The sequence below is a fragment of the Enterobacter sp. BIDMC92 genome, assembly GCF_001030225.1.
GTDB lineage: Bacteria > Pseudomonadota > Gammaproteobacteria > Enterobacterales > Enterobacteriaceae > Enterobacter > Enterobacter sichuanensis.
In genome coordinates, this window is record NZ_KQ087598.1 from 415,930 (window position 1) to 439,746 (window position 23,817).

Annotated in this window: 22 protein-coding genes; 16 read left to right on the top strand and 6 right to left on the bottom strand. The window is 55.7% G+C overall.

Annotation, left to right across the window (positions count from 1 at the left end; translation table 11 throughout):
* The first annotated feature begins 5 nt into the window (after window positions 1-5).
* The 11 genes from mutL to rlmB all read left to right on the top strand — a co-directional run bounded on the left by mutL (window position 6) and on the right by rlmB (window position 12,441).
* Window positions 6-1,850, top strand: coding sequence for a DNA mismatch repair endonuclease MutL (gene mutL, locus SP99_RS01995; RefSeq protein WP_047957590.1), 1,845 nt, complete (start codon window positions 6-8; stop codon window positions 1,848-1,850).
* Complete coding sequence (gene miaA / locus SP99_RS02000; protein ID WP_047957591.1) at window positions 1,843-2,793, top strand: tRNA (adenosine(37)-N6)-dimethylallyltransferase MiaA; 951 nt, start codon at window positions 1,843-1,845, stop codon at window positions 2,791-2,793. Before mutL ends, miaA begins: the two co-directional genes overlap by 8 nt.
* 85 nt (window positions 2,794-2,878) lie before the next feature.
* Window positions 2,879-3,190 (top strand): RNA chaperone Hfq, encoded by a 312-nt coding sequence (gene hfq / locus SP99_RS02005; RefSeq protein WP_045284414.1) that lies wholly within the window; start codon window positions 2,879-2,881, stop codon window positions 3,188-3,190.
* A 74-nt stretch (window positions 3,191-3,264) separates the two neighbouring features.
* The gene (gene hflX / locus SP99_RS02010; RefSeq protein WP_045284415.1) at window positions 3,265-4,545 is read left to right on the top strand and encodes a ribosome rescue GTPase HflX; all 1,281 of its coding nucleotides are present in this window, start codon (window positions 3,265-3,267) and stop codon (window positions 4,543-4,545) included.
* Between the two features lie 56 nt (window positions 4,546-4,601).
* Window positions 4,602-5,864 (top strand): FtsH protease activity modulator HflK, encoded by a 1,263-nt coding sequence (gene hflK / locus SP99_RS02015; RefSeq protein ID WP_025758261.1) that lies wholly within the window; start codon window positions 4,602-4,604, stop codon window positions 5,862-5,864.
* Window positions 5,865-5,866: 2 nt separating this feature from the next.
* A complete protein-coding gene (hflC, locus tag SP99_RS02020; protein ID WP_025758262.1) occupies window positions 5,867-6,871 on the top strand; it encodes a protease modulator HflC in 1,005 nt (334 codons plus the stop codon).
* Window positions 6,872-6,942: 71 nt separating this feature from the next.
* Window positions 6,943-7,140, top strand: a complete 198-nt coding sequence (locus tag SP99_RS02025) for a DUF2065 domain-containing protein (RefSeq protein WP_003855996.1) — start codon at window positions 6,943-6,945, stop codon at window positions 7,138-7,140.
* A gap of 104 nt (window positions 7,141-7,244) precedes the next feature.
* Window positions 7,245-8,543: an adenylosuccinate synthase gene (locus SP99_RS02030; RefSeq protein WP_045284473.1), complete on the top strand. Its 1,299-nt coding sequence runs from the start codon at window positions 7,245-7,247 to the stop codon at window positions 8,541-8,543.
* Window positions 8,544-8,735: 192 nt separating this feature from the next.
* Complete coding sequence (nsrR, locus tag SP99_RS02035) at window positions 8,736-9,161, top strand: nitric oxide-sensing transcriptional repressor NsrR (RefSeq protein ID WP_047959753.1); 426 nt, start codon at window positions 8,736-8,738, stop codon at window positions 9,159-9,161.
* 38 nt (window positions 9,162-9,199) lie between these two features.
* The gene (rnr, locus tag SP99_RS02040) at window positions 9,200-11,641 is read left to right on the top strand and encodes a ribonuclease R (RefSeq protein ID WP_045284416.1); all 2,442 of its coding nucleotides are present in this window, start codon (window positions 9,200-9,202) and stop codon (window positions 11,639-11,641) included.
* Between the two features lie 68 nt (window positions 11,642-11,709).
* On the top strand, window positions 11,710-12,441 hold the full coding sequence (gene rlmB / locus SP99_RS02045) for a 23S rRNA (guanosine(2251)-2'-O)-methyltransferase RlmB (RefSeq protein ID WP_047957592.1): 732 nt from the start codon (window positions 11,710-11,712) through the stop codon (window positions 12,439-12,441).
* Window positions 12,442-12,523: 82 nt separating this feature from the next.
* On the opposite strand, the gene SP99_RS02050 is transcribed toward rlmB, so the two are convergent.
* Window positions 12,524-13,798: an MFS transporter gene (locus SP99_RS02050; RefSeq protein ID WP_047957593.1), complete on the bottom strand. Its 1,275-nt coding sequence runs from the start codon at window positions 13,796-13,798 to the stop codon at window positions 12,524-12,526.
* 193 nt (window positions 13,799-13,991) lie between these two features.
* Between SP99_RS02050 and SP99_RS02055 the strand changes: the two genes are divergently transcribed.
* The gene (locus SP99_RS02055) at window positions 13,992-15,614 is read left to right on the top strand and encodes an isovaleryl-CoA dehydrogenase (protein WP_047957594.1); all 1,623 of its coding nucleotides are present in this window, start codon (window positions 13,992-13,994) and stop codon (window positions 15,612-15,614) included.
* Here the strand turns inward: SP99_RS02055 and SP99_RS02060 are convergent.
* The 3 genes from SP99_RS02060 to bsmA form a co-directional block, all read right to left on the bottom strand.
* Window positions 15,611-17,542 (bottom strand): methyl-accepting chemotaxis protein, encoded by a 1,932-nt coding sequence (locus tag SP99_RS02060; protein WP_047957595.1) that lies wholly within the window; start codon window positions 17,540-17,542, stop codon window positions 15,611-15,613. The genes SP99_RS02055 and SP99_RS02060 overlap by 4 nt on opposite strands.
* Before the next feature lie 171 nt (window positions 17,543-17,713).
* Entirely contained in the window at window positions 17,714-18,001 is a 288-nt protein-coding gene (yjfN, locus tag SP99_RS02065; RefSeq protein WP_021240708.1) for a DUF1471 family protease activator YjfN, read from the bottom strand.
* Window positions 18,002-18,137: 136 nt separating this feature from the next.
* Window positions 18,138-18,467: a biofilm peroxide resistance protein BsmA gene (bsmA, locus tag SP99_RS02070; RefSeq protein WP_025758271.1), complete on the bottom strand. Its 330-nt coding sequence runs from the start codon at window positions 18,465-18,467 to the stop codon at window positions 18,138-18,140.
* 138 nt (window positions 18,468-18,605) lie between these two features.
* Between bsmA and yjfP the strand changes: the two genes are divergently transcribed.
* Window positions 18,606-19,328 (top strand): esterase, encoded by a 723-nt coding sequence (gene yjfP / locus SP99_RS02075; RefSeq protein WP_047957596.1) that lies wholly within the window; start codon window positions 18,606-18,608, stop codon window positions 19,326-19,328.
* On the opposite strand, the gene ulaR is transcribed toward yjfP, so the two are convergent.
* Entirely contained in the window at window positions 19,325-20,080 is a 756-nt protein-coding gene (gene ulaR, locus SP99_RS02080) for an HTH-type transcriptional regulator UlaR (RefSeq protein ID WP_045284422.1), read from the bottom strand. The two genes, yjfP and ulaR, sit on opposite strands and share 4 nt — an antisense overlap.
* Window positions 20,081-20,190: 110 nt before the next feature.
* Window positions 20,191-21,255, bottom strand: a complete 1,065-nt coding sequence (gene ulaG, locus SP99_RS02085; protein WP_047957597.1) for an L-ascorbate 6-phosphate lactonase — start codon at window positions 21,253-21,255, stop codon at window positions 20,191-20,193.
* Window positions 21,256-21,613: 358 nt separating this feature from the next.
* Here ulaG and ulaA point away from each other — a divergent pair, with 358 nt between their 5' ends.
* From ulaA to ulaC, 3 genes are read left to right on the top strand one after another with little or no spacing between them, the layout of a single operon-like run.
* On the top strand, window positions 21,614-23,014 hold the full coding sequence (gene ulaA / locus SP99_RS02090) for a PTS ascorbate transporter subunit IIC (protein ID WP_047957598.1): 1,401 nt from the start codon (window positions 21,614-21,616) through the stop codon (window positions 23,012-23,014).
* 12 nt (window positions 23,015-23,026) lie between these two features.
* Window positions 23,027-23,332: a PTS ascorbate transporter subunit IIB gene (ulaB, locus tag SP99_RS02095; RefSeq protein ID WP_039265364.1), complete on the top strand. Its 306-nt coding sequence runs from the start codon at window positions 23,027-23,029 to the stop codon at window positions 23,330-23,332.
* A gap of 9 nt (window positions 23,333-23,341) precedes the next feature.
* Window positions 23,342-23,809, top strand: coding sequence for a PTS ascorbate transporter subunit IIA (ulaC, locus tag SP99_RS02100; protein ID WP_047957599.1), 468 nt, complete (start codon window positions 23,342-23,344; stop codon window positions 23,807-23,809).
* Window positions 23,810-23,817: the final 8 nt, after the last annotated feature.

The window sequence follows — 23,817 nt, forward strand, 5'->3', positions numbered from 1 at the left end:
CATTCATGCCGATTCAGGTTCTACCGCCGCAGCTTGCGAACCAAATCGCCGCCGGTGAGGTGGTGGAGCGCCCTGCGTCGGTGGTGAAGGAGCTGGTGGAAAACAGCCTCGATGCGGGCGCGACCCGCATTGATATTGATATCGAACGCGGTGGCGCAAAGCTGATTCGCATTCGTGACAACGGCTGCGGCATTAAAAAAGACGAGCTGGCGCTGGCGCTGGCCCGTCACGCCACCAGTAAAATAGCCTCTCTGGATGACCTGGAAGCGATTATCAGCCTCGGGTTTCGCGGCGAAGCGCTGGCCAGTATCAGCTCGGTTTCGCGTTTAACGCTGACTTCCCGCACCGCGGACCAGCAGGAAGCATGGCAGGCATACGCCGAAGGGCGCGATATGGACGTGACGGTCAAACCCGCGGCGCATCCTGTCGGTACGACGCTTGAAGTATTAGATCTGTTCTATAACACGCCTGCCCGCCGCAAGTTTATGCGTACCGAAAAAACCGAGTTCGGGCATATCGACGAGATCATTCGTCGTATCGCGCTGGCCCGTTTCGATGTCACCATTAACCTTAGCCATAATGGCAAGGTGATGCGCCAGTATCGCGCGGTGGCAGAGGGGGGGCAGAAAGAGCGCCGTCTGGGGGCAATCTGCGGTACACCGTTTCTGGAACAGGCGCTGGCTATTGAGTGGCAGCATGGCGATCTGGCGCTGCGCGGTTGGGTGGCTGACCCGAACGCCAGCAGCGCAGCGTTCGCGGAGATCCAGTATTGTTACGTGAACGGCCGCATGATGCGCGACCGTCTCATTAATCACGCCATTCGTCAGGCCTGCGAAGACAAGCTCGGGGCCGATCAGCAGCCCGCTTTCGTGCTTTATCTGGAGATTGACCCCCATCAGGTGGATGTGAACGTGCATCCTGCCAAGCATGAAGTGCGGTTCCACCAGTCGCGACTGGTGCATGATTTTATCTATCAGGGCGTGCTCAGCGTGCTGCAGCAGCAGGTTGAATCGACATTGCCGCTGGAACAGGCAGAACCTGCGCGGCGCCCGATCCCGGAAAACCGTGTTGCTGCGGGCCGTAACCATTTTGCGGAGCCTGCCGTTGCACGGGAACCGGAAGCCCCGCGTTTCTCCTCAGCAGGAACTGCACCGCGCCCGACGGGCGCGAACTACCCGCATGCCCAGCCTGGCTATCAAAAGCAGCAGGGGGCGTTGTACCGTAAACTGCTGGAAACGCCGGCTGTGGAGCGTAAAGAACCCATTCCGGCTCCTCAGCCATCTCTGGACGGCCATAGCCAGAGTTTTGGCCGGGTGCTGACGATCATCGCGCCGGATATGGCACTGCTTGAACGTGACGGCAAATTGATGCTTCTGGCATTGCCGGTCGCTGAACGGTGGCTCAAACAGGTCCAGCTTACGCCGGGCGAAAATGCGGCCTGTGCGCAGCCGTTATTGATCCCGGTTCGCCTGAAAATATCCCCCGAAGAAACAAGTGTATTGCAGCGTGCGGAGCCGCAACTGGCGCAGATGGGGATTGAAATCGTGCTCGAACCACAACATGTGACAATTCGTGCAGTGCCTTTACCCTTACGCCAACAAAATTTACAAAACTTGATTCCTGAACTGATAGGCTACCTGGCGCAGCAAACATCGTTTGATGCCGCTAACACCGCGCAGTGGATCGCCCGCCATCTGGCCAGCGAACACGCGCCGTGGAGCATGGCACAGGCCATTAGCGTGCTGGCGGAGGTTGAACGCCTCTGTCCGCATCTGGTGAAAGCGCCGCCGGGTGGGTTATTGCAACCTGTTGATTTACAAACGGCGATGAACGCCCTGAAACATGATTGATGTCAGTAAGGCGAGCCTGCCCAAGGCAATTTTTTTAATGGGCCCAACGGCCTCCGGCAAAACGGCGCTCGCCATCGAGTTGCGTAAAGTTTTGCCTGTAGAGTTGATTAGCGTCGACTCCGCCCTCATCTATCGGGGGATGGATATCGGCACGGCGAAGCCTGACGCAGAAGAGCTGCGTGCGGCACCGCACCGTTTGCTGGATATTCTCGATCCGGCTCAGGCCTACTCCGCAGCGGATTTTCGCCGGGATGCCTTAGCCGAGATGGCCGAGATAACCGCGGCGGGACGTATACCGCTGTTGGTTGGCGGAACCATGCTCTATTTCAAGGCGTTGCTGGAGGGGCTCTCTCCTCTGCCATCAGCGGACCCGGAAATACGAGCAAAGATTGAGCAGCAGGCGGCAGAGCAGGGGTGGGACGTTTTGCATCAGCAACTGGCGGAGATTGACCCGGTAGCGGCAGCGCGAATCCATCCAAATGATCCGCAAAGGCTTTCCCGGGCACTGGAAGTTTTTTTCATTTCGGGTAAAACTTTAACGGAACTGACGCAAACGTCAGGAGACGCTCTGCCGTATCAGGTGCATCAGTTCGCCATCGCCCCGGCGAGCCGTGAACTGCTCCATCAACGAATTGAGCAGCGTTTTCATCAGATGTTAGCTTCAGATTTTGAAGCAGAAGTGCGGGCGCTATTTGCCCGTGGAGATTTGCATACGGACATGCCTTCCGTTCGTTGTGTGGGATACCGCCAGATGTGGTCGTATCTTGAAGGTGAGATTTCATACGATGAAATGGTTTATCGAGGTGTTTGCGCCACGAGACAGTTAGCGAAGCGCCAGATCACCTGGTTGCGCGGTTGGGAGGGGGTTCACTGGCTAGACAGTGAAAAACCACAACAGGCGTTAAACGAAGTGATTGAGGTTGTTGGTGATATCGCTCACTGAATGTGTACAATTGAGTCGTATCGTGCGCAATTTTTCAGAATCGCAAGGTTCTAAGTACAAAACAAGCATATAAGGAAAAGATAGAATGGCTAAGGGGCAATCTTTACAAGATCCGTTCCTGAACGCATTGCGTCGGGAACGTGTTCCAGTTTCTATTTATTTGGTGAATGGTATTAAGCTGCAAGGTCAGATTGAGTCTTTCGATCAGTTCGTGATCCTGTTGAAAAACACGGTCAGCCAGATGGTCTACAAGCACGCTATCTCTACTGTTGTTCCGTCTCGTCCGGTCTCTCATCACAGCAATAACGCGGGCGGCGGCACGGGCAGTAACTACCATCATGGCAGTAACGCGCAGGGCTCTTCAGCGCCAGCGCAGGACAGTGAAGACACCGAATAAGGTTTCGCGCTGTTATCCACACGGGGAGCCAGCGATCCTGCGTTCCCCGCTGATCTTTTTTGAGGATTTTACGCTTGTTTGACCGTTATGATGCCGGTGAGCAGGCGGTGCTGGTACACATCTATTTTACGCAAGACAAAGATATGGAAGACCTCCAGGAGTTTGAATCTCTGGTCTCTTCCGCCGGTGTCGAAGCATTGCAGGTGATTACCGGTAGCCGTAAAGCGCCGCACCCAAAGTATTTTGTTGGTGAAGGTAAAGCAGTAGAAATTGCGGATGCCGTAAAAGCAACCGGCGCGTCAGTCGTGCTGTTTGACCATGCGTTGTCTCCGGCTCAGGAACGTAACCTGGAACGTCTTTGCGAATGCCGTGTTATCGATCGCACAGGGTTGATTTTAGATATTTTTGCTCAGCGTGCACGTACCCACGAAGGTAAGCTGCAGGTTGAGCTGGCGCAGTTGCGCCATCTGGCGACGCGGCTTGTGCGTGGCTGGACCCACCTTGAAAGACAGAAAGGCGGGATTGGTTTGCGCGGTCCGGGTGAGACCCAGCTCGAAACCGACCGTCGTTTACTGCGTGGCCGTATTACCCAGATCCTCTCACGTCTGGAACGCGTTGAGAAACAGCGTGAGCAAGGGCGCCGCGCGCGCTCAAAAGCCGACATCCCGACGGTGTCGCTGGTGGGGTATACCAACGCCGGTAAATCCACCCTGTTTAACCAGATTACCGAGGCCCAGGTGTATGCCGCAGACCAGCTGTTTGCGACCCTGGACCCCACATTGCGTCGTATCGACGTAGCCGACGTCGGCGAGACGGTGCTGGCGGATACCGTTGGGTTTATCCGTCATCTGCCGCATGACCTGGTGGCGGCGTTTAAAGCCACCCTGCAGGAGACGCGACAGGCGACTCTGCTGGTGCACGTGATTGACGCGGCAGACGTCCGCGTGCAGGAGAACATCGACGCGGTAAACGTGGTGCTCGAAGAGATCGACGCCCACGAGATCCCAACCCTGTTGGTGATGAACAAGATCGATATGCTGGAGGATTTCGAGCCGCGTATCGACCGAGATGAAGAGAACAAACCGATTCGGGTCTGGCTTTCTGCCCAGTCCGGTATTGGTGTGCCACTGCTTTTCCAGGCTTTGACAGAACGTCTTTCCGGTGAGGTAGCCCAGCACACGCTGCGATTGCCGCCACAGGAAGGCAGGCTGCGCAGCCGGTTTTATCAGCTTCAGGCGATAGAAAAAGAGTGGATGGAGGATGACGGCAGCGTGGGGATGCAGGTGCGTATGCCGATCGTTGACTGGCGTCGCCTCTGTAAACAAGAACCTGCGCTGGCGGACTATATCGTCTGATCAGAAAGGGGATGCCTGAATAATTCGCCCTTGCATAACAAATATGGAGCATATACATGGCGTGGAATCAGCCCGGTAATAACGGACAGGACCGCGACCCGTGGGGAAGCAGCAATAATCAAGGCGGCAACTCTGGGGGAAATGGCAACAAAGGTGGTCGCGAGCAGGGGCCGCCAGATCTGGATGATATCTTCCGCAAGCTAAGCAAGAAGCTTGGTGGTCTTGGCGGAGGTAAAGGTTCTGGCTCAGGTGGGAATTCCACCCAGGGGCCGCGCCCGCAAATGGGTGGTCGCGTAGTGGGTATTGTTGCCGCTGCCGTGGTAATCATCTGGGCTGCTACCGGGTTCTACACCATTAAAGAAGCGGAACGCGGTGTGGTTACGCGTTTTGGTAAGTTCAGCCATCTGGTTGAGCCGGGTCTGAACTGGAAGCCGACCTTCATTGACGACGTGACCGCGGTCAACGTGGAATCTGTCCGTGAACTGGCGGCGTCTGGTGTGATGCTGACGTCTGATGAGAACGTGGTGCGCGTTGAGATGAACGTCCAGTACCGCGTCACCGATCCTGAACGTTATCTGTTTAGCGTGACCAGCGCCGATGACAGTCTGCGCCAGGCGACCGATAGCGCCCTGCGCGGGGTGATCGGTAAATACACCATGGACCGTATTCTGACTGAAGGTCGTACCGTTATTCGTAGCGATACCCAGCGTGAGCTGGAAGAGACCATTCGTCCGTACAACATGGGTATCACTCTGCTGGACGTCAACTTCCAGGCCGCTCGTCCGCCGGAAGAGGTGAAGGCCGCGTTTGATGACGCTATCGCCGCCCGTGAAAACGAACAGCAGTACATCCGTGAAGCGGAAGCGTACACCAACGAAGTTCAGCCGCGTGCTAACGGTCAGGCGCAGCGTATTCTTGAAGAAGCGCGTGCGTACAAGACCCAGACCATCCTGGAAGCCCAGGGTGAAGTGGCGCGCTTCGCGAAAATCCTGCCGGAATATAAGGCGGCTCCGGAAATTACCCGTGAGCGTCTCTATATCGAGACCATGGAAAAAGTGCTTAGCCACACGCGTAAAGTGCTGGTTAATGACAACAAAGGCGGAAACCTGATGGTGCTGCCACTGGATCAGATGCTTAAGGGCGGTTCAGCGCCGGCAGCGAAGGCTGACACCAGCGGTGCCAACAACCTGCTGCGTCTGCCACCGGCGTCATCCGGTAGCACAAGCGCAACAACCACGTCTTCTTCGAACGATGGTGACATTATGGACCAACGCCGTGCTAACGCGCAGCGTAACGACTACCAGCGTCAGGGGGAATAAGGATGCGTAAGTCAGTTATTGCGATCATCATCATCGTACTGGTCGTGCTTTATACCTCTATCTTCGTCGTGAAAGAGGGTGAACGTGGGATTAAGTTCCAGTTCAGCAGCGTCGTGCGTGACAGTGATAAACGTCCGGTGATCTATGAGCCGGGCCTGCACTTTAAGGTGCCGTTCATTCAGTCTGTGAAAACGCTTGATGCGCGTATTCAGACCATGGATAACCAGGCCGACCGTTTCGTCACGAAAGAGAAGAAAGACCTGATCGTTGATTCCTATATCAAATGGCGCATCAGTGATTTCAGCCGTTACTTCCTGGCGACAGGCGGCGGCGACGTTTCTCAGGCGGAAGTGCTGTTGAAACGTAAGTTCTCTGACCGTCTGCGTTCTGAGATTGGTCGTCTGGATGTGAAGGATATCGTGACCGACTCCCGCGGTCGTCTGACCCTGGAAGTGCGTGATGCGCTGAACTCCGGTACAGCGGGCACGGAAGACGAAGTGGAAACGCCAGCGGCGGACGATGCGATCGCTAAAGCGGCAGAACGTGTTCAGGCTGAAACCAACGGCAAAGTGCCGGTGATCAACCCGAACAGTATGGCCGCGCTGGGTATCGAAGTGGTCGACGTACGTATCAAGCAGATCAACCTGCCTGTGGAAGTGTCCGAGGCGATTTACAACCGTATGCGCGCTGAGCGTGAAGCGGTCGCCCGTCGTCACCGTTCGCAGGGCCAGGAAGAGGCTGAGAAACTGCGTGCGGCAGCGGACTATGAAGTGACCAAGACGCTGGCGGAATCTGAGCGTCAGGGCCGTATTCTGCGCGGTGAAGGTGATGCGGAAGCCGCGAAGCTGTTCGCCGATGCGTTCAGCCAGGATCCAGACTTCTACGCCTTTATCCGTAGCCTGCGTGCTTACGAGAATAGCTTCCAGAGCAACCAGGATGTGATGGTGCTCAGCCCGGACAGCGATTTCTTCCGTTATATGAAGACGCCGACTAACGCAACGCGATAAACTCAGGCTCGTTTGAGTATTCAAACCACCGCTTCCCATGGAGCGGTGGTTTTCTTTTATAAGGAATAAAAATGAATTCAACCATTTGGCTCGCGCTGGCGTTGGTGTTAGTGCTGGAAGGCCTTGGCCCGATGCTTTATCCGCGCGCGTGGCGTCGCATGATCGCGACGATGAGCCAACTTCCCGATAATATTTTGCGTCGTTTTGGCGGCGGTCTTGTGGTTGCTGGCATCGTGATCTACTACATGTTGAGGAAAACGATTGGCTGATCAAAAAGTGGTCGGATTTGGGATATTCTGAGGTCAAAAAGTGCTGTATATCTGAAAAAGCGATGGTAGAATCCATTTTTAAGCAAACGGTGATTTTGAAAAAAATGGGTAACAACGTCGTCGTACTGGGCACCCAATGGGGTGACGAAGGTAAAGGGAAGATTGTTGATCTTCTGACTGAACGGGCTAAATATGTTGTACGCTACCAGGGCGGTCACAACGCAGGCCATACTCTCGTAATCAACGGTGAAAAAACCGTCCTCCATCTTATTCCATCAGGCATTCTTCGCGAAAACGTCACCAGCATCATCGGTAACGGCGTTGTGCTGTCTCCAGCTGCGCTGATGAAAGAGATGAAAGGTCTGGAAGACCGTGGTATCCCTGTTCGCGAGCGCCTGCTGCTCTCCGAAGCCTGCCCGCTGATCCTGGATTATCACGTGGCGCTGGACGTTGCGCGTGAAAAAGCGCGCGGTGCGAAAGCGATTGGTACCACCGGTCGTGGTATCGGCCCGGCGTATGAAGATAAAGTGGCACGTCGCGGTCTGCGCGTAGGCGACCTCTTCGACAAAGCAACCTTCGCTGAAAAACTGAAAGAAGTGATGGAATATCACAACTTCCAGCTGGTGAACTTCTACAAAGCTGACGCTGTTGACTACCAGAAAGTACTGGATGACGTCATGGCGATTGCAGACATTCTGACCGGTATGGTTGTTGATGTGTCCGATCTGCTGGACCAGGCGCGCAAGCGTGGCGATTTCGTCATGTTTGAAGGTGCGCAGGGTACGCTGCTGGACATCGACCACGGTACCTATCCGTACGTTACCTCCTCTAACACCACCGCAGGTGGCGTGGCGACCGGCTCTGGCCTGGGCCCACGTTATGTCGATTACGTACTGGGCATCATCAAAGCGTACTCCACTCGCGTGGGTGCGGGTCCATTCCCGACCGAACTGTTTGATGAAACCGGCGAGTTCCTGTGCAAGCAGGGTAACGAGTTTGGCGCGACCACCGGTCGTCGTCGTCGTACCGGCTGGCTGGATGCGGTTGCGGTGCGCCGTGCCGTGCAGATCAACTCCCTGTCTGGCTTCTGCCTGACCAAACTGGACGTCCTGGACGGCCTGAAAGAAGTGAAAATCTGCGTAGGCTACCGTATGCCAGATGGCCGCGAAGTGACCACCACTCCGCTGGCTGCTGACGACTGGGAAGGCATCGAGCCAATCTACGAAACCATGCCGGGCTGGTCTGAGACCACCTTCGGTGTGAAAGAGCGTAGCGGCCTGCCTCAGGCGGCGCTGAATTACATCAAGCGCATTGAAGAACTGACCGAAGTGCCGATTGACATTATCTCTACCGGCCCGGATCGTACTGAAACGATGATCCTGCGCGACCCGTTCGACGCATAATCTTCGTGACTGCTGGCCTGCGGGGAGACCCGTAGGCCGGATAAGCGTAGCGCCATCCGGCGACCGCTCCTGGATCTCCGCTTTTTCGCCCCGTCTGTCAAATAAATTAGCCCCTAACTATCTGGCTGGTTTATCATCATTAATGAATATCTTTGCGGTTTGTCCGCGATTTCCCTTTTTCCTGAGGTTGATGTGCAGTTAACAAGTTTCACCGATTACGGCTTACGTGCGCTGATTTACATGGCGTCGTTACCCGATGGGAAAATGACCAGCATCTCTGAAGTTACAGAGGTCTACGGCGTATCCCGTAATCATATGGTCAAAATAATCAATCAACTTAGTCGTGCCGGATACGTTGCTGCCGTCCGCGGGAAGAATGGTGGGATCCGTCTCGGTAAACCGGCACAGAGCATTCGTGTTGGCGATGTGGTACGTGAACTGGAACCGCTCTCTCTGGTGAACTGCAGCAGCGAGTTCTGCCACATTACGCCCGCTTGCCGCCTGAAACAGGCGCTTTCTCAGGCCGTGCAAGGTTTTCTCAAGGAACTGGATAACTACACGCTGGCCGATTTGGTTGAAGAGAATCAACCGCTTTATAAATTATTGCTGGTGGAATGAAGAAAATTTCCACCGGAGCTGACAACGGAGGAACCGACATGTCACACGATCCTTTCCAGGAACGCGAAGCCGAAAAATACGCGAATCCTATCCCCAGCCGCGAGTTCATCATTGAACACTTAACAAAACGCGAAAAACCCGCCAACCGTGAAGAACTTGCCGTTGAATTAAACATTGAAGGTGAAGAGCAAACTGAAGCGCTTCGCCGTCGCCTGCGCGCCATGGAACGCGACGGGCAACTGGTCTTTACCCGCCGCCAGTGCTACGCGCTGCCGGAACGCCTCGATCTGCTGAAAGGGACCGTCATTGGTCACCGCGATGGCTTCGGCTTCCTGCGCGTTGAGGGGCGTAAAGACGATCTGTACCTCTCATCTGAACAGATGAAAATGTGCATCCACGGCGATCAGATCCTGGCACAGCCGCTGGGCGCCGACCGTAAAGGTCGCCGCGAAGCGCGTGTCGTACGCGTTCTGGTGCCAAAAACCAGCCAGATTGTTGGCCGCTACTTTACCGACGCGGGTGTGGGCTTCGTGGTGCCGGACGACAGCCGTTTGAGCTTCGACATTCTGATCCCACCTGAAGAGGTGATGGGCGCGCGCATGGGCTTCGTGGTGGTCGTTGAACTCACCCAGCGCCCAACCCGTCGTACCAAAGCTGTGGGTAAAATCGTCGAAGTGCTCGGTGACAACATGGGGACTACCATGGCCGTTGATATGGCGCTGCGTACCCATGAAATCCCATATATCTGGCCGAAAGCGGTTGAAGAGCAGATCGAGAGCCTGCGTGAAGAAGTCCCGGAAGAATCCAAAGTGGGCCGCGTGGATCTCCGCTCCCTGCCGCTGGTCACGATCGATGGTGAAGACGCTCGCGACTTCGATGACGCCGTCTACTGTGAGAAAAAGCGCGGCGGCGGCTGGCGTCTGTGGGTGGCAATTGCCGACGTAAGCTACTATGTTCGTCCGCATACTCCGCTGGATAACGAAGCGCGCAGCCGTGGTACCTCGGTCTACTTCCCGTCTCAGGTTGTGCCGATGCTGCCGGAAGTGCTGTCTAACGGCCTCTGCTCCCTGAACCCGCAGGTTGATCGCCTCTGTATGGTGTGTGAGATGACCATCTCCAACAAAGGGCGCTTAACCGGCTACAAGTTCTACGAAGCGGTAATGAGCTCGCATGCGCGCCTGACCTATACCAAGGTCTGGCATATGCTGCAGGGCGACCAGGATCTGCGCGAACAGTATGCGCCACTGGTCAAACACATCGAAGAGTTGCATAACCTCTACAAAACGCTGGATCAGGCGCGCGAGGAGCGCGGCGGGATCTCCTTTGAGAGCGAAGAGGCGAAGTTTATATTCAACGCCGAACGTCGTATTGAGCGTATTGAACAGACCCAGCGTAACGACGCGCACAAGCTGATCGAAGAGTGTATGATCCTGGCGAACATCTCGGCGGCACGTTTCGTCGAAAAAGCCAAAGAGCCGGCGCTGTTCCGTATTCACGATAAGCCGTCGACGGAAGCCATCACCGCGTTCCGCTCCGTGCTGGCCGAACTGGGTCTGGAGCTGCCGGGTGGTAACAAACCTGAGCCGCGTGATTACGCTGAACTGCTGGAGTCCATTGGCGACCGTCCGGATGCAGAAATGCTGCAGACGATGCTGTTGCGCTCAATGAAGCAGGCGATTTACGATCCGGAAAACCGTGGTCACTTCGGCCTGGCGCTGCAGTCTTACGCCCACTTTACGTCGCCGATCCGTCGTTATCCTGACCTCTCTCTGCACCGTGCGATCAAGTATCTGCTGGCGCAGGAGCAAGGCCATAAAGGAAACACCACTGAAACCGGTGGCTACCACTATTCGATGGAAGAGATGCTGCAGCTGGGTCAGCACTGCTCCATGACCGAGCGTCGGGCCGACGAAGCCACGCGTGACGTAGCGGACTGGCTGAAGTGCGACTTTATGCTGGACCAGGTGGGTAACATCTTCAAAGGTGTGATTGCCAGCGTGACCGGCTTTGGCTTCTTCGTTCGTCTGGATGAGCTGTTTATCGACGGTCTGGTACACGTCTCCAGCCTGGATAACGACTATTACCGCTTTGACCAGGTCGGCCAGCGTCTGATTGGCGAATCGGGCGGTCAGACCTATCGTCTGGGCGACCGTGTGGAAGTGAAGGTCGAGGCCGTGAATATGGACGACCGTAAAATCGACTTCAGCCTGATCTCCAGCGAACGTGCGCCGCGTAACGTCGGTAAAACCGAGCGTGAAAGGGCGAAAAAAGGCGGCAACGGTAAAGCGAGCGGCAAGCGCCGTCAGGCCGGGAAGAAGGTGAACTTCGAGCCGGACAGCGCGTTCCGCGGCGAGAAAAAGCAGAAGCCGAAGGCGGCGAAGAAAGAAGCTCGCTCAGCGAAAAAGCCTTCCGCGAAGACGCAGAAAATAGCGGCTGCCACCAAAGCGAAGCGCGCTGCGAAGAAAAAGCAGGCGGAGTAAAATTCCCCTCACCCTGACCCTCTCCCCGAAGGGGAGAGGGAAAAGAACAGTCATAATGAGAACCATCAATGAGTGAAATGATTTACGGCATCCACGCGGTGCAGGCCCTTCTCGAGCGCGCACCGGAGCGTTTTCAGGAAGTCTTTATTCTGAAAGGGCGTGAGGACAAACGTCTGATGCCGCTGATCCATGCCCTGGAAGCACAGGGTGTGGTGATCCAGCTGGCAAACCGCCAGTTCCTGGATGAGAAAAGCGAAGGCGCGGTTCATCAGGGGATCATCGCCCGCGTGAAGCCGGGTCGTCAGTATCAGGAAAACGATCTGCCGGATCTGATCGCTGAGCTGGAGAATCCATTCTTCCTGATCCTCGATGGCGTAACCGATCCGCACAACCTCGGCGCGTGTCTGCGCAGCGCGGATGCGGCGGGTGTGCACGCGGTGATCGTGCCGAAAGACCGTTCTGCACAGCTGAACGCGACGGCGAAGAAAGTGGCCTGCGGCGCGGCGGAAAACGTTCCGCTTATCCGCGTGACCAACCTGGCACGCACCATGCGTATGCTGCAGGAAGAGAACATCTGGATCGTCGGTACCGCCGGTGAAGCGGATCATACCCTGTACCAGAGTAAAATGACCGGCAGTCTGGCGCTGGTGATGGGGGCGGAAGGCGAAGGTATGCGTCGTCTGACCCGCGAGCACTGTGACGAGCTGATCAGCATCCCGATGGCGGGCAGCGTGTCGTCCCTGAACGTTTCTGTTGCAACGGGCATCTGTCTGTTTGAAGCAGTGCGTCAGCGTAGCTGATTTTCGCCCGGTGGCGCTTCGCTTACCGGGCCTACGGTTTTGTAGGCCGGGTAAGGCGAAGCCGCCACCCGGCAAAACAACCTCACTCCTCTAACGACCGCAAATGGTCATCCTTCCTCAGCGTCATCAGCGCGACAATACTCACTACCGCCGTCGCCATCACGTAATACGCCGGAATATTCAGGTTGCCCGTTTCTTTAATCAGGCCGGTGATAATCAGCCCCGCACAGCCCGAGAAAATCGCATTCGACAGGGAGTAAGCCAGCCCAAGCCCGGTATAGCGCACGCGCGTCGGGAACATCTCAGAGAGCATTGCCGGCCCCGGCCCTGCCAGCATGCCTACCAGACCGCCTGCAATCAGGACCACGACTGTCTTCACCGCCAGGGTGCTGGACTCCGCCTGCAGAATTTTCAGCAGCGGCAGGGCGAGGATCAGCAGCAAAACAGTGGCGATAATCATCACCGTGCGGCGGCCAATTCTGTCGCTCAGGATCCCTGACGGAATAATCGTCAGCGCAAAACCGATATTCGAAATTACCGCGATCAGCAGCGCCTGGTTAAACCCGGTATGCAGGGCTGACTGCAGATAGGTCGGCATAATCACCAGATAGGTGTACCCCGCTGCGGACCACACCATTACCCGGCCAATTCCCAACATGATGGCTTTCAGCGTGGCGAGGGTATCTGCCTGAGCGGCGACCGGCTTTTCCTGTTGCTGCACAAAGCCTGGCGTCTCTTCCATACTGACACGTAGCCACAGCGCCACGATACCCATAGGCAACGCCAGGAAGAATGGAATGCGCCAGCCCCAGTCATGCAGGGCTTCCGGCGTGAGGAGGGCGGAGAGCAGCGCCACAATGCCTGCGCCCGCTAACAAGCCCAGCGCCACGGTGAAGGACTGCCACGCGCCGTACAGGCCGCGTTTGCCGCGCGGGGCGAACTCGGTCATCAGTGAGACCGCACCGCCGTACTCGCCGCCCGCGAACAACCCCTGCAGGATGCGCAGGAGCGTGATAATGAGCGGCGCGGCAATGCCAATGCTGGCATAGACCGGCACCATACCGATGGCGGCGGTAGCGAGCGTCATCAACACCAGCACAATAATCAGCGTCGGCTTTCGGCCAATCCGGTCGCCGATGCGACCAAACACCACTGCCCCCAGCGGACGGAAGAAGAAAGCGATGGCAAACGAGGCGTAGGTGAGGATCAGGCTGGTCAGCCCCGCTTCGCCTTCAAGCTGGAAGAAATTCTTCGCAATGACGGTTGCGAGAAAACCATAGACCGCAAACTCATACCACTCGATAAAATTACCAATGGAGCCTGCAATTAATGCTCGCTTGTGCGCATCCGGTTGCATAACTTTCCTCACTGAAAGGGGTGAGAATAAATTATTCAACAAAGAAGAGGTGGTGAAATAGTTTATTCTTATGTTCTGTGAGCTATTTCACGAATGATATCAGCGGGATCGCTACTGTGTGACCGTACTCCCATGCAGCGTTATCGGGGTCTGTCCATACTTACCTTCATTGCCACTGAAGGAGGGAAACAGCATGCACTGGCAGACCCATACCGTTTTTAATCAACCTTCACCACTCTCTAACAGCAACCTTTTCCTTTCTGATTGTGCCCTGCGTGACGCGGTGACCCGCGAAGGTGCTGAGTGGGATATCGAGCTTCTCGCCAGCATCGGTCAGCAGTTAGGTACTGCGGAATCGCTGGAGCTGGGCAGGCTGGCGAACGTGAATCCGCCGGAGTTATTGCGCTATGACCCCACCGGGGAACGGCTGGATGACGTCCGCTTTCACCCGGCGTGGCACTTGCTGATGCAGGGACTGTGTGCCAACCGCGTACATAACCTCGCATGGGAAGAGGAGGCGCGTAAAGGCTCCTTTGTTGCCAGGGCCGCGCGGTTTGTGCTGCATGCGCAGGTGGAAGCCGGAACGCTGTGCCCCGTCACCATGACGTTTGCCGCCACACCGCTGCTGCAGCAGGCGCTACCTGAACCTTTCCGGCACTGGCTGACGCCATTACTGAGCGATCGCTACGATCCCCATCTCGCTCCGGCGGGACAAAAACGCGGGCTGCTGATCGGCATGGGGATGACGGAAAAACAGGGCGGCTCAGACGTGCTCAGCAACACCACCAAAGCGGAGAAATGTAGCGACGGCAGCTACCGGCTGGTGGGGCATAAATGGTTTTTCTCCGTCCCGCAAAGCGATGCCCATCTGGTGCTGGCGCAGGCAAAAGGCGGGCTATCCTGCTTTTTTGTTCCGCGCTTTTTGCCTGACGGACAGCGCAATGCCGTGCGGCTGGAGCGCCTTAAGGACAAGCTCGGCAACCGCTCGAATGCCAGCAGCGAGGCAGAGTTTCTCGACGCCTCCGGCTGGCTACTGGGGGAAGAGGGCGAAGGGGTTCGGCAGATACTGAAAATGGGCGGGCTGACGCGCTTTGACTGCGCGCTGGGGAGCCACGGACTGATGCGTCGGGCGCTCTCGGTGGCCCTGTATCACGCCCATCAGCGGCAGACGTTCGGCAAAAACCTCATCGACCAGCCGTTAATGCGCGAGGTATTAAGCCGAATGGCGCTGATGCTGGAGGGGCAAACGGCGCTGCTGTTCCGTCTGGCCCGGGCGTGGGATAAACGAGCCGATCCGCAGGAGGCTGCCTGGGCGCGGCTGTTTACCCCGGCGGCGAAATTTAGCGTGTGTAAAGCGGGCATTCCGTTTGTGGCGGAAGCGATGGAGGTGCTGGGGGGCGTCGGATATTGCGAGGAGAGTGAACTTCCCCGTCTGTACCGCGAGATGCCCGTGAACAGCATCTGGGAAGGGTCAGGCAATATCATGTGTCTGGACGTGCTGCGGGTGCTGGCGAAGCAGCCGGGTATTCACGACCTGCTTGCCGATGAGTTTGCGCAGGTAAAAGGGCAGGACAGACACTTCGACCGCAGCTGGCGACAGCTTCAGCAAAAACTGCGTAAGCCGCAGGAGGCACAGGGCAGGGAGATTGCTCAACAGCTCTTTTTACTGGGCGCCGGTAGCCAAATGCTGCGGCACGCGTCGCCCCCGATGGCGCAGGCGTGGTGCCGCATGATGCTGGATACTCGCGGCGGTACGCAGATGAGCGAGCAGGTACAAAGTGACCTGCTGCTGCGCGCCACGGGCAGGGTTGGCTAGTTTTTAAGCTGGAACAGACTCACCAGTTCGGTCAGATGTGAGCCCTTCTCGCGCAGCGTTAGTGCGGTTTGTTCGCTGCGTGAGATGCGATCGGCATTGATATGCGACGCTTCGCCAATATGGGTCATGGCGAGATTCACCTGACCGATCCCCGCGGATTGCTCGCGTGAGGCATGGTTAATCTCGGTGACCAGCTGGCTGATGTTATCGATATGAACGATGATGGCATCCATCGCCAGGCGCGTCTGTTCAGACAGCGCGTGACCCTCGCTCACTTTCCTGAGGGTATCGCCAATCAGCTGTTCAATCTCCTTCACTGCATTCGCACTACGCCCCGCCAGGGCACGAACTTCCTGCGCGACGACCGCAAACCCTTTACCGTGCTCGCCAGCGCGGGCCGCTTCCACTGCCGCATTCAGCGCCAGAATATTGGTCTGAAAAGCGATGGACTCGATCACGCGGGTGATGTCTTCAATGCGTTTTGACGCTTCGCGAATGTCATCCATGGTCGACACGGCGTGGGCGACGGTTTCGCCACCCTGATGGACCGCGAGCGAGGTTTCACCCACCAGCTGCTGCGTTTGCTCCATATTGGCGGCATTTTGCTGTACGGTCGCGGCCAGTTGCTCCATGCTGGCGGAGGTCTCTTCCACGCTGCTCGCCTGCTTGTTGATCTGCTCTGAAATCTCCCCGGTATCGGAGGCCAGCGCGTTGGTGCCCAAATGGATCTCACCTGCGGCTTCGCGAACCTGCAGCACAATTTTTTGCAGGCCGCCGCCGATGCCGTTGATGGCATCGATCAACTGCCCGACCTCGTCCTGGCGCGTCACGGGCAGGCTGGAGCGGAGATCGCCCGCAGCATATTGCCGGGCAAGATGGATCACGTTGCGCAGCGGCCGGGTCAGCATCCGGCGAATAAGCACCACGAACAGGGCTGCAAAGAGAATGGATAAGACCACGCCAGCCAGCAGGAAACGGTCGCGCATGGCGTTGACGCTTGCGAGCAGCACCGATTTATCCACTTCACCCACGATAGTCCAGTTCCAGCCTGGCAGCGGGGTGTACGCCATTTTCAGCGTGCGTCCATCGTCGCTTGTGCGTTCCAGCGTGCCAGGTTTGTCACCCAGCAGCTGTTGCTGTGTCGCGACGTCCCACCTGGGCAATTGCCCCTCTTCCGTGGTGTGGAACAGATATTGCCCGCGGGTTTTGCCGTTGCTGCGATCCAGCACAAAGAAATGACCGCTCTCGCCCAGGCGGCGGTTCAGGATTTTCTCGCGCATGACGTTCCAGGAGTGAGAGATGTCCACCCCGACAAAGACAATCGCAATGACCTGCCCTTCGGCATTTTTTACCGGCTGGTACTGAGTGATGTAGCGCTTGCCAAATAACAGGGCCAGGCCGCGGTAGACTTCACCTTTGTTGACGGCGGCAAAGGCCGGACTGGAGGCATCCAGAACGGTACCCATCGCCCGATCGCCATTCTCTTTGCGCAGGGACGTGGCGACGCGGACAAAGTCATTACCGCTGCGTACAAACAGCGTGGAAATGGCGCCTGTACGGTTCAGGAAATCGTCCGACAGGGCGTTGTTTTCATGCAGCCCGGTTTCTCCCCCTTTCAGCAGTGGAACGCTGAGCCCATTAATCGTCTGGGGTTGAGAAGCATCAATGCTCAGAGGCTGCGGTAAAAAAGTGGTGAACAGCCGGGTATAGCTCTCCACTTCTTCACTCAGGCTGGTGTTAAACATCTGCACCATGTCGACCATACCGGTAGACTGATTATGCAGATCCTCTACCGCAAGGGCTTCAAGCTGCTGGCTGGCTTTTTGGCTGAGCAGAAAAGTGAACAGCAGAAATAGCGTGGCGACACTGACGCCTGTAAGTAGCGATAGCTTCGCCCCCAGGCCTGCACGGCGAAAAACAGTGATCATAAATTGCTCATTATTGAAAAGGTATGGTTCTTCAACGGCAGAGCAGAGATTACGTTTACTAAATTAGTGTAACAAAATGTTATTTTATTGTTGTTAATTGGTTTTATTAGAGATAAAAAATTTGCAAAAACGAAAAGCCACTAAAAATAAGTGGCTTTTATCAGGAGGGGATTATACGTAGAGAATGGCCTGTACCCGCCAGTGGTCAATATGGTTATCTTCCTGCATCTGGATGATGCGATACCAGGAAGCACCCTGCTCATCGGCCTTTAATGCCACGACACGTTCAACGTCCTGCGGGCTCCCCGAGATATTATTCACGGAGATCTGGCCAATTTCATTCAGACCAGTCACACAATCAGCACTGGCGAATTCTGCCGACTGCGCGGTTGTGCTCACCAGGCCTGCTGAGAGCAACAGAGAGGTCAAAGCAAGAGTTCGTTTCATCGTCAGCTCCATTTCACATATCTCCGGTATCCGCCGGGCAATCCTTCGCGAATAAACTCCCTTCCATTGACGCGGTCGTGGAGTTTATTGTGGACAGGAAAATGTCTATGGACGCAAAGCAGTGTAAATGTCGTTCAAAGGAAAACCATTATTTACGGTACAAAATAGCCTGTGAGTACCACTGTCCCGTTATGATGGTTTCGTCGATCATAATGATGACGTAGTAATCTGCTTTGGCGGCGACGGCTTGTGCTTTTATTGCCTCTTCTGCGTCATCCGGAGAACCGCGAACCAGCGCGGAGACGGTGCCCATTCGTTGTAATCCTTCCGTCTGATTACGACGAATCTCCTGTGGATGATCGGCGACCGGTGGAGCGGGTTGCGGCGTACCCTGCAGCGCGCTACAGCCACTGAGCAGAAACACCAGCAATAAAGCAGCAAACCTGCGCATAACCATATCTCGTTTCCTGATAGCCATAGTGTAGTTGTCTGTGAATTGAGTTTGCGGGGGAATGTTCCCGAAGTGTTAGCTGGGACGTATATTTCGAATGAAAATGACGTGAAAGCGTAACCCAGTTCTCAACATTATGAATCATACATTCGCAGAGGGTCGACAATGATTGAAATTGAAATACGCCACCTCGGCGACCATGAGATTTTACACGCCACGCCCGTGGGCAAACGTGATAAACCGCTACCGGTTGTCGTTTTCTATCACGGGTTTACGTCATCAAAACTGGTTTACAGTTATTTTGCAGTGGCGCTGGCGCAGGCGGGGTTTCGGGTAGTGATGCCGGATGCTCCCGACCACGGCGCACGCTTCACGGGCGATGAACAGGCGCGGCTTGGGCGGTTCTGGCACATTCTGCACGGCAGTTTGACCGAGTTTGCCGGGTTGCGTGATGCGCTTTATGCGGCCGGGTTGGTGGCCGACAATCGACTGGCCGTGGCCGGGGCGTCGATGGGGGGGATGGCTGCGCTGGGGATTATGACGCATCATCCTGACGTGACGTCCGTCGCCTGTCTGATGGGCTCGGGCTATTTTACGTCGCTGGCGAAGACCCTTTTCCCCCCTCAGGATGTCGCGGAAGTGACGGCGAAGCTGGCAGAGTGGGAGGTGGCCCGGGCATTGCCACGTCTGGCCGATCGCCCGCTGCTGCTGTGGCACGGTGATGCGGATGATGTGGTACCGCCCGAAGGCACTTTCCGTCTACAGCAGGCGTTAAAGCATGAAGGACTGGACGGTAATCTGACGTGCCTGTGGGAAGCGGGCGTCCGCCACCGCATCACGCCAACGGCGCTGGACGCCACGGTAGCGTTTTTCCGCCAGCACCTTTAAACGCGCAGGATTTTTACGCCCTGATCCTCCAGCTTCTGGAGGATTTCCGGGTTGGCACCTTTGCCGGTGATCACCATGTCGATCTGTTCGGCGCGGCTGAATAACATCCCTGCGCGCTCGCCCACTTTGCTGCTGTCGACCAGCACCACGAGCTTGCCCACGACGTTGAGCATGTTTTGTTCCGCCATGGCGGTCAACATATCGGTTTTATACAGGCCATCCGCGGTCAGGCCTTTGCCGCTGGTAAACATCCAGTGTCCGGCATAGAGACTGTTTTCGCTGTCCTGCGGGCTGAGCGTAATGGACTGACTCTTGTTGTACTGACCGCCCATGATCACCACGCTCTCGTGCTCCTGATCGATCAGATAGTTAGCGAGCGGTAAGTAGTTAGTGATGATTTGCACCGGCTTGCCGCACATTTCGCGACCCAGCAGAAACGCCGTGGAGCCGCAGTTGATGACCACACTCTCGCCGGGATTCACCAGCTGTGACGCGGCTCTGGCAATTCGCACTTTTTCATCATGATTTTGTGCCTGATGGATATTCATCGGGGTCCAGCGAGGGCGCTGCTGGCTGATGGCCTCTGCCCCGTTGCGGACTTTTTTCAGTTTGCCGCTTTCGTCCAGCTTGTTGATATCCCGCCGCGCCGTTGCCGGGGAGATCCCTAAACGTTCGATCACTTTCTCGACGGTGACGAACCCTGTTTGCGCCAGGAGTTCCAGGAGAATTTGATGCCGTTGCGCTTCCGTCATGAGCTATTCCGATAAGAATTGATTTGAAAAGATAATATTTGAAATAGCCTGAAAATACTAAAAGAAATATGGCCTCGCCAGGCATCCTGTCTGGCGAGGCGGCTGCACAATCAGAGGAAGGACTTGAATGGCAGGTCAGGCTCAATGGTGAAGCAATCATCGAAACCACGCGGGTAGTGATATTCGAGATTATCTTTGTCCAGCGGCCAGGTGAATTTGCCGCCGACCTGCCAGATGAACGGCTTGAAGCCATACTTCAGGCGATCTTTCTTCATCTCCCACAATACGCGGATTTCCTGCGGATCGGCCTGGAAATTCGACCAGATATCATGGTGGAACGGGATCACCACTTTGGTGTTCAGTGCTTCCGCCATGCGCAGCATATCGGCGCTGGTCATCTTGTCAGTAATACCGCGCGGGTTCTCGCCGTAGGAGCCCAGCGCCACATCAATCTGATGTTCGTTACCGTGCTTCGCATAGTAATTAGAGTAGTGAGAGTCACCGCTGTGGTAGAGGGAACCGCCAGGGGTTTTAAACAGATAGTTGACTGCACGCTCATCCATACCGTCTGGCAAAACGCCCGCGGCCTTTTGATCGGCTGGCAGGGTAATCAATGCGGTACGGTCAAAGGCATCCAGCGCATGGATTTCAATGTCTTTGATTTTCACCACGTCGCCTGGCTTCATCACGATGCAACGCTCTTTTGGCACTCCCCAGCCGACCCATAAATCCACGCAGGTCTGCGGCCCGATAAACGGCACGTTGTCAGGGCAGTTTTGCATCACAGCTGCCGCCACGTTGACGTCGATATGATCGTTATGATCGTGAGTGGAGAGCACGGCATCGATCTGGCGAATCGCAAAGGGATCAAGCACAAACGGTGTCGTACGCAGGTTCGGCTGTAGTTTTTCGACACCCGCCATGCGCTGCATCTGATGCCCTTTTTTCATCAGCGGGTTGCCGTGGCTCTGTTTGCCCGTGCCGCACCAGAAATCGACACAGATATTCGCGCCACCCTCTGATTTCAGCCAGATGCCGGTGCAACCCAACCACCACATTGCAAAGGTACCAGGAGCCACGTTTTCCTGCTCGATCTCTTCATTCAGCCAGCTACCCCATTCCGGGAAGGTGCTCAGAATCCATGATTCACGGGTGATGGTGTTCACTTTACTCATCGTTTTCACTCCTGCTTTAATCAAAAGTAATCATATTGTGATTTGTTGTGATTAATGCTGGCATCCTTTTACGCACTTTGCAATGGTGAAAATGCGGAACTTTATCTGTTCTACTTCACGGTTTTGCCGCTTTCACCTTGTTAAACGAGTTCGTGATAAAAATTAATCGATTGAATTATATGGGTTAATTTGATTTTTCGATGCGAATGAAAAAGCCATTACTAACTGCATGGAAATAATTTGCGGGATACGTCACAAATAATCAAATGCAATCTTGTGGTGATTATTTGTGATTAATAGAGTGATGACACCAACCTCACAGGGATTGCCCCTTGTGTTCTCATTGCTGGAGAGAGTTATGGAGATCCTCTACAACGTCTTTACCGTTTTCTTTAATCAGGTAATGACTAACGCCCCGCTGCTGCTGGGGATTGTGACGTGCCTGGGTTATATCCTGCTGCGTAAAAGCGTGAGCGTGATTATCAAAGGCACGATTAAGACCATTATCGGCTTCATGCTGTTGCAGGCAGGGTCTGGCATCCTGACCAGCACCTTTAAGCCGGTCGTGGCGAAAATGTCGGAAGTGTATGGTATCAACGGCGCGATCTCTGATACCTATGCCTCAATGATGGCCACCATCGATCGTATGGGGGATGCCTACAGCTGGGTGGGTTACGCGGTTCTGCTCGCGCTGGCGCTGAATATCCTTTACGTTCTGCTGCGCCGCATTACCGGTATTCGCACCATCATGCTGACGGGGCACATCATGTTCCAGCAGGCGGGGCTGATCGCGGTGTCTCTCTATATCTTCGGTTACCCCATGTGGACCACGATTATCTGCACGGCCGTGCTGGTATCGCTCTACTGGGGGATCACCTCCAACATGATGTACAAGCCGACGCAAGACGTCACTGACGGCTGTGGCTTCTCCATCGGCCATCAGCAGCAGTTTGCTTCCTGGATTGCTTACAAAGTTGCTCCATACCTCGGTAAAAAAGAGGACAGCGTTGAAGATCTTAAGCTGCCGGGCTGGCTGAATATTTTCCACGACAACATCGTCTCAACCGCCATTGTGATGACCATTTTCTTCGGGGCCATTCTGCTCTCCTTCGGTATTGACGTGGTGCAGGCGATGGCGGGGAAAACCCACTGGACGGTCTATATCCTGCAGACCGGTTTCTCCTTCGCGGTGGCGATTTTCATCATTACTCAGGGCGTCCGTATGTTCGTTGCTGAGCTCTCCGAAGCCTTCAACGGGATCTCCCAGCGTCTGATTCCCGGCGCGGTGCTGGCCATCGACTGCGCCGCTATCTACAGCTTCGCGCCGAACGCGGTAGTCTGGGGCTTTATGTGGGGCACCATCGGCCAGCTGATTGCGGTGGGCATCCTGGTGGGCTGCGGCTCATCCATTCTGATCATTCCTGGCTTTATCCCGATGTTCTTCTCCAACGCCACCATTGGCGTCTTTGCGAACCACTTTGGCGGCTGGCGCGCAGCGCTCAAGATCTGCCTGGTGATGGGCATGGTGGAAATCTTCGGATGCGTGTGGGCGGTCAAGCTCACCGGTATGAGCGCCTGGATGGGCATGGCGGACTGGTCAATTCTGGCCCCACCGATGATGCAGGGCTTCGCCTCCGTCGGACTGGTCTTTATGGCCATCATTATCCTGATTGCTTTGGCTTATATGTTCTTCGCGGGTCGCGCGCTGCGCGCTGAAGAAGATGCGGAAAAACAAACAGCAGAAGTTTCTGCTCATTAAGGAGTTTCGATTATGACCGTACGTATCCTGGCTGTCTGTGGCAATGGGCAAGGTAGCTCTATGATCATGAAGATGAAAGTGGACCAGTTTTTAACCCAGTCCAACATTGACCACACGGTAAACAGCTGTGCAGTGGGCGAATACAAAAGCGAGCTGAACGGCGCGGATATCATCATCGCCTCTACCCATATCGCCGGTGAAATTACCGTGACGGGCAATAAATATGTGGTGGGCGTCCGCAACATGCTGTCGCCAGCAGATTTCGGCCCCAAGCTGCTGGACGTGATCAAAGAACACTTCCCCCAAGACGTGAAGTAAGGACGCCCAATGAAACTACGTGATTCGCTGGCGGAGAATAACTCGATCCTTTTACAGGCTGAGGCTAGCACCTGGCAGGAAGCGGTCAAGCTGAGCGTGGACTTACTGGTTAAGGCTGACGTGGTCGAGCCGCGTTATTACCAGGCCATTCTTGATGGCGTGGCGCAGCACGGCCCTTACTTTGTCATTGCGCCAGGCCTGGCCATGCCGCATGGCCGTCCGGAAGAGGGCGTGAAGAAAACCGGCTTCGCGCTGGTGACGCTGAAAACGCCGCTGGTGTTTAACCATGAAGATAACGACCCGGTCGACATTCTGATCACCATGGCGGCCGTGGATGCCAACACCCATCAGGAGGTCGGCATCATGCAGATCGTTAATCTGTTTGATGACGAAGCGAATTTTGACCGTTTACGCGCCTGCCGCGCTGCGCAGGACGTTCTGGATTTAATTGATAACGCCACTGCGGCGGCCGTTTAAGAGGAATT

Bases quoted from the DNA above. Each gene is read 5' to 3' on its own strand.
- yjfN (WP_021240708.1), bottom strand. From the start codon at position 18,001: ATGGAGCTGACGATGAAACGAACTCTTGCTTTGACCTCTCTGTTGCTC.
- ulaA (WP_047957598.1), top strand. From the start codon at position 21,614: ATGGAGATCCTCTACAACGTCTTTACCGTTTTCTTTAATCAGGTAATG.
- hflK (WP_025758261.1), top strand. From the start codon at position 4,602: ATGGCGTGGAATCAGCCCGGTAATAACGGACAGGACCGCGACCCGTGG.
- hflC (WP_025758262.1), top strand. From the start codon at position 5,867: ATGCGTAAGTCAGTTATTGCGATCATCATCATCGTACTGGTCGTGCTT.
- ulaR (WP_045284422.1), bottom strand. From the start codon at position 20,080: ATGACGGAAGCGCAACGGCATCAAATTCTCCTGGAACTCCTGGCGCAA.
- mutL (WP_047957590.1), top strand. From the start codon at position 6: ATGCCGATTCAGGTTCTACCGCCGCAGCTTGCGAACCAAATCGCCGCC.
- SP99_RS02055 (WP_047957594.1), top strand. From the start codon at position 13,992: ATGCACTGGCAGACCCATACCGTTTTTAATCAACCTTCACCACTCTCT.
- hfq (WP_045284414.1), top strand. From the start codon at position 2,879: ATGGCTAAGGGGCAATCTTTACAAGATCCGTTCCTGAACGCATTGCGT.
- ulaB (WP_039265364.1), top strand. From the start codon at position 23,027: ATGACCGTACGTATCCTGGCTGTCTGTGGCAATGGGCAAGGTAGCTCT.
- bsmA (WP_025758271.1), bottom strand. From the start codon at position 18,467: ATGGCTATCAGGAAACGAGATATGGTTATGCGCAGGTTTGCTGCTTTA.
- ulaC (WP_047957599.1), top strand. From the start codon at position 23,342: ATGAAACTACGTGATTCGCTGGCGGAGAATAACTCGATCCTTTTACAG.
- miaA (WP_047957591.1), top strand. From the start codon at position 1,843: ATGATTGATGTCAGTAAGGCGAGCCTGCCCAAGGCAATTTTTTTAATG.
- ulaG (WP_047957597.1), bottom strand. From the start codon at position 21,255: ATGAGTAAAGTGAACACCATCACCCGTGAATCATGGATTCTGAGCACC.
- SP99_RS02050 (WP_047957593.1), bottom strand. From the start codon at position 13,798: ATGCAACCGGATGCGCACAAGCGAGCATTAATTGCAGGCTCCATTGGT.
- SP99_RS02030 (WP_045284473.1), top strand. From the start codon at position 7,245: ATGGGTAACAACGTCGTCGTACTGGGCACCCAATGGGGTGACGAAGGT.
- rnr (WP_045284416.1), top strand. From the start codon at position 9,200: ATGTCACACGATCCTTTCCAGGAACGCGAAGCCGAAAAATACGCGAAT.
- rlmB (WP_047957592.1), top strand. From the start codon at position 11,710: ATGAGTGAAATGATTTACGGCATCCACGCGGTGCAGGCCCTTCTCGAG.
- yjfP (WP_047957596.1), top strand. From the start codon at position 18,606: ATGATTGAAATTGAAATACGCCACCTCGGCGACCATGAGATTTTACAC.
- SP99_RS02060 (WP_047957595.1), bottom strand. From the start codon at position 17,542: ATGATCACTGTTTTTCGCCGTGCAGGCCTGGGGGCGAAGCTATCGCTA.
- SP99_RS02025 (WP_003855996.1), top strand. From the start codon at position 6,943: ATGAATTCAACCATTTGGCTCGCGCTGGCGTTGGTGTTAGTGCTGGAA.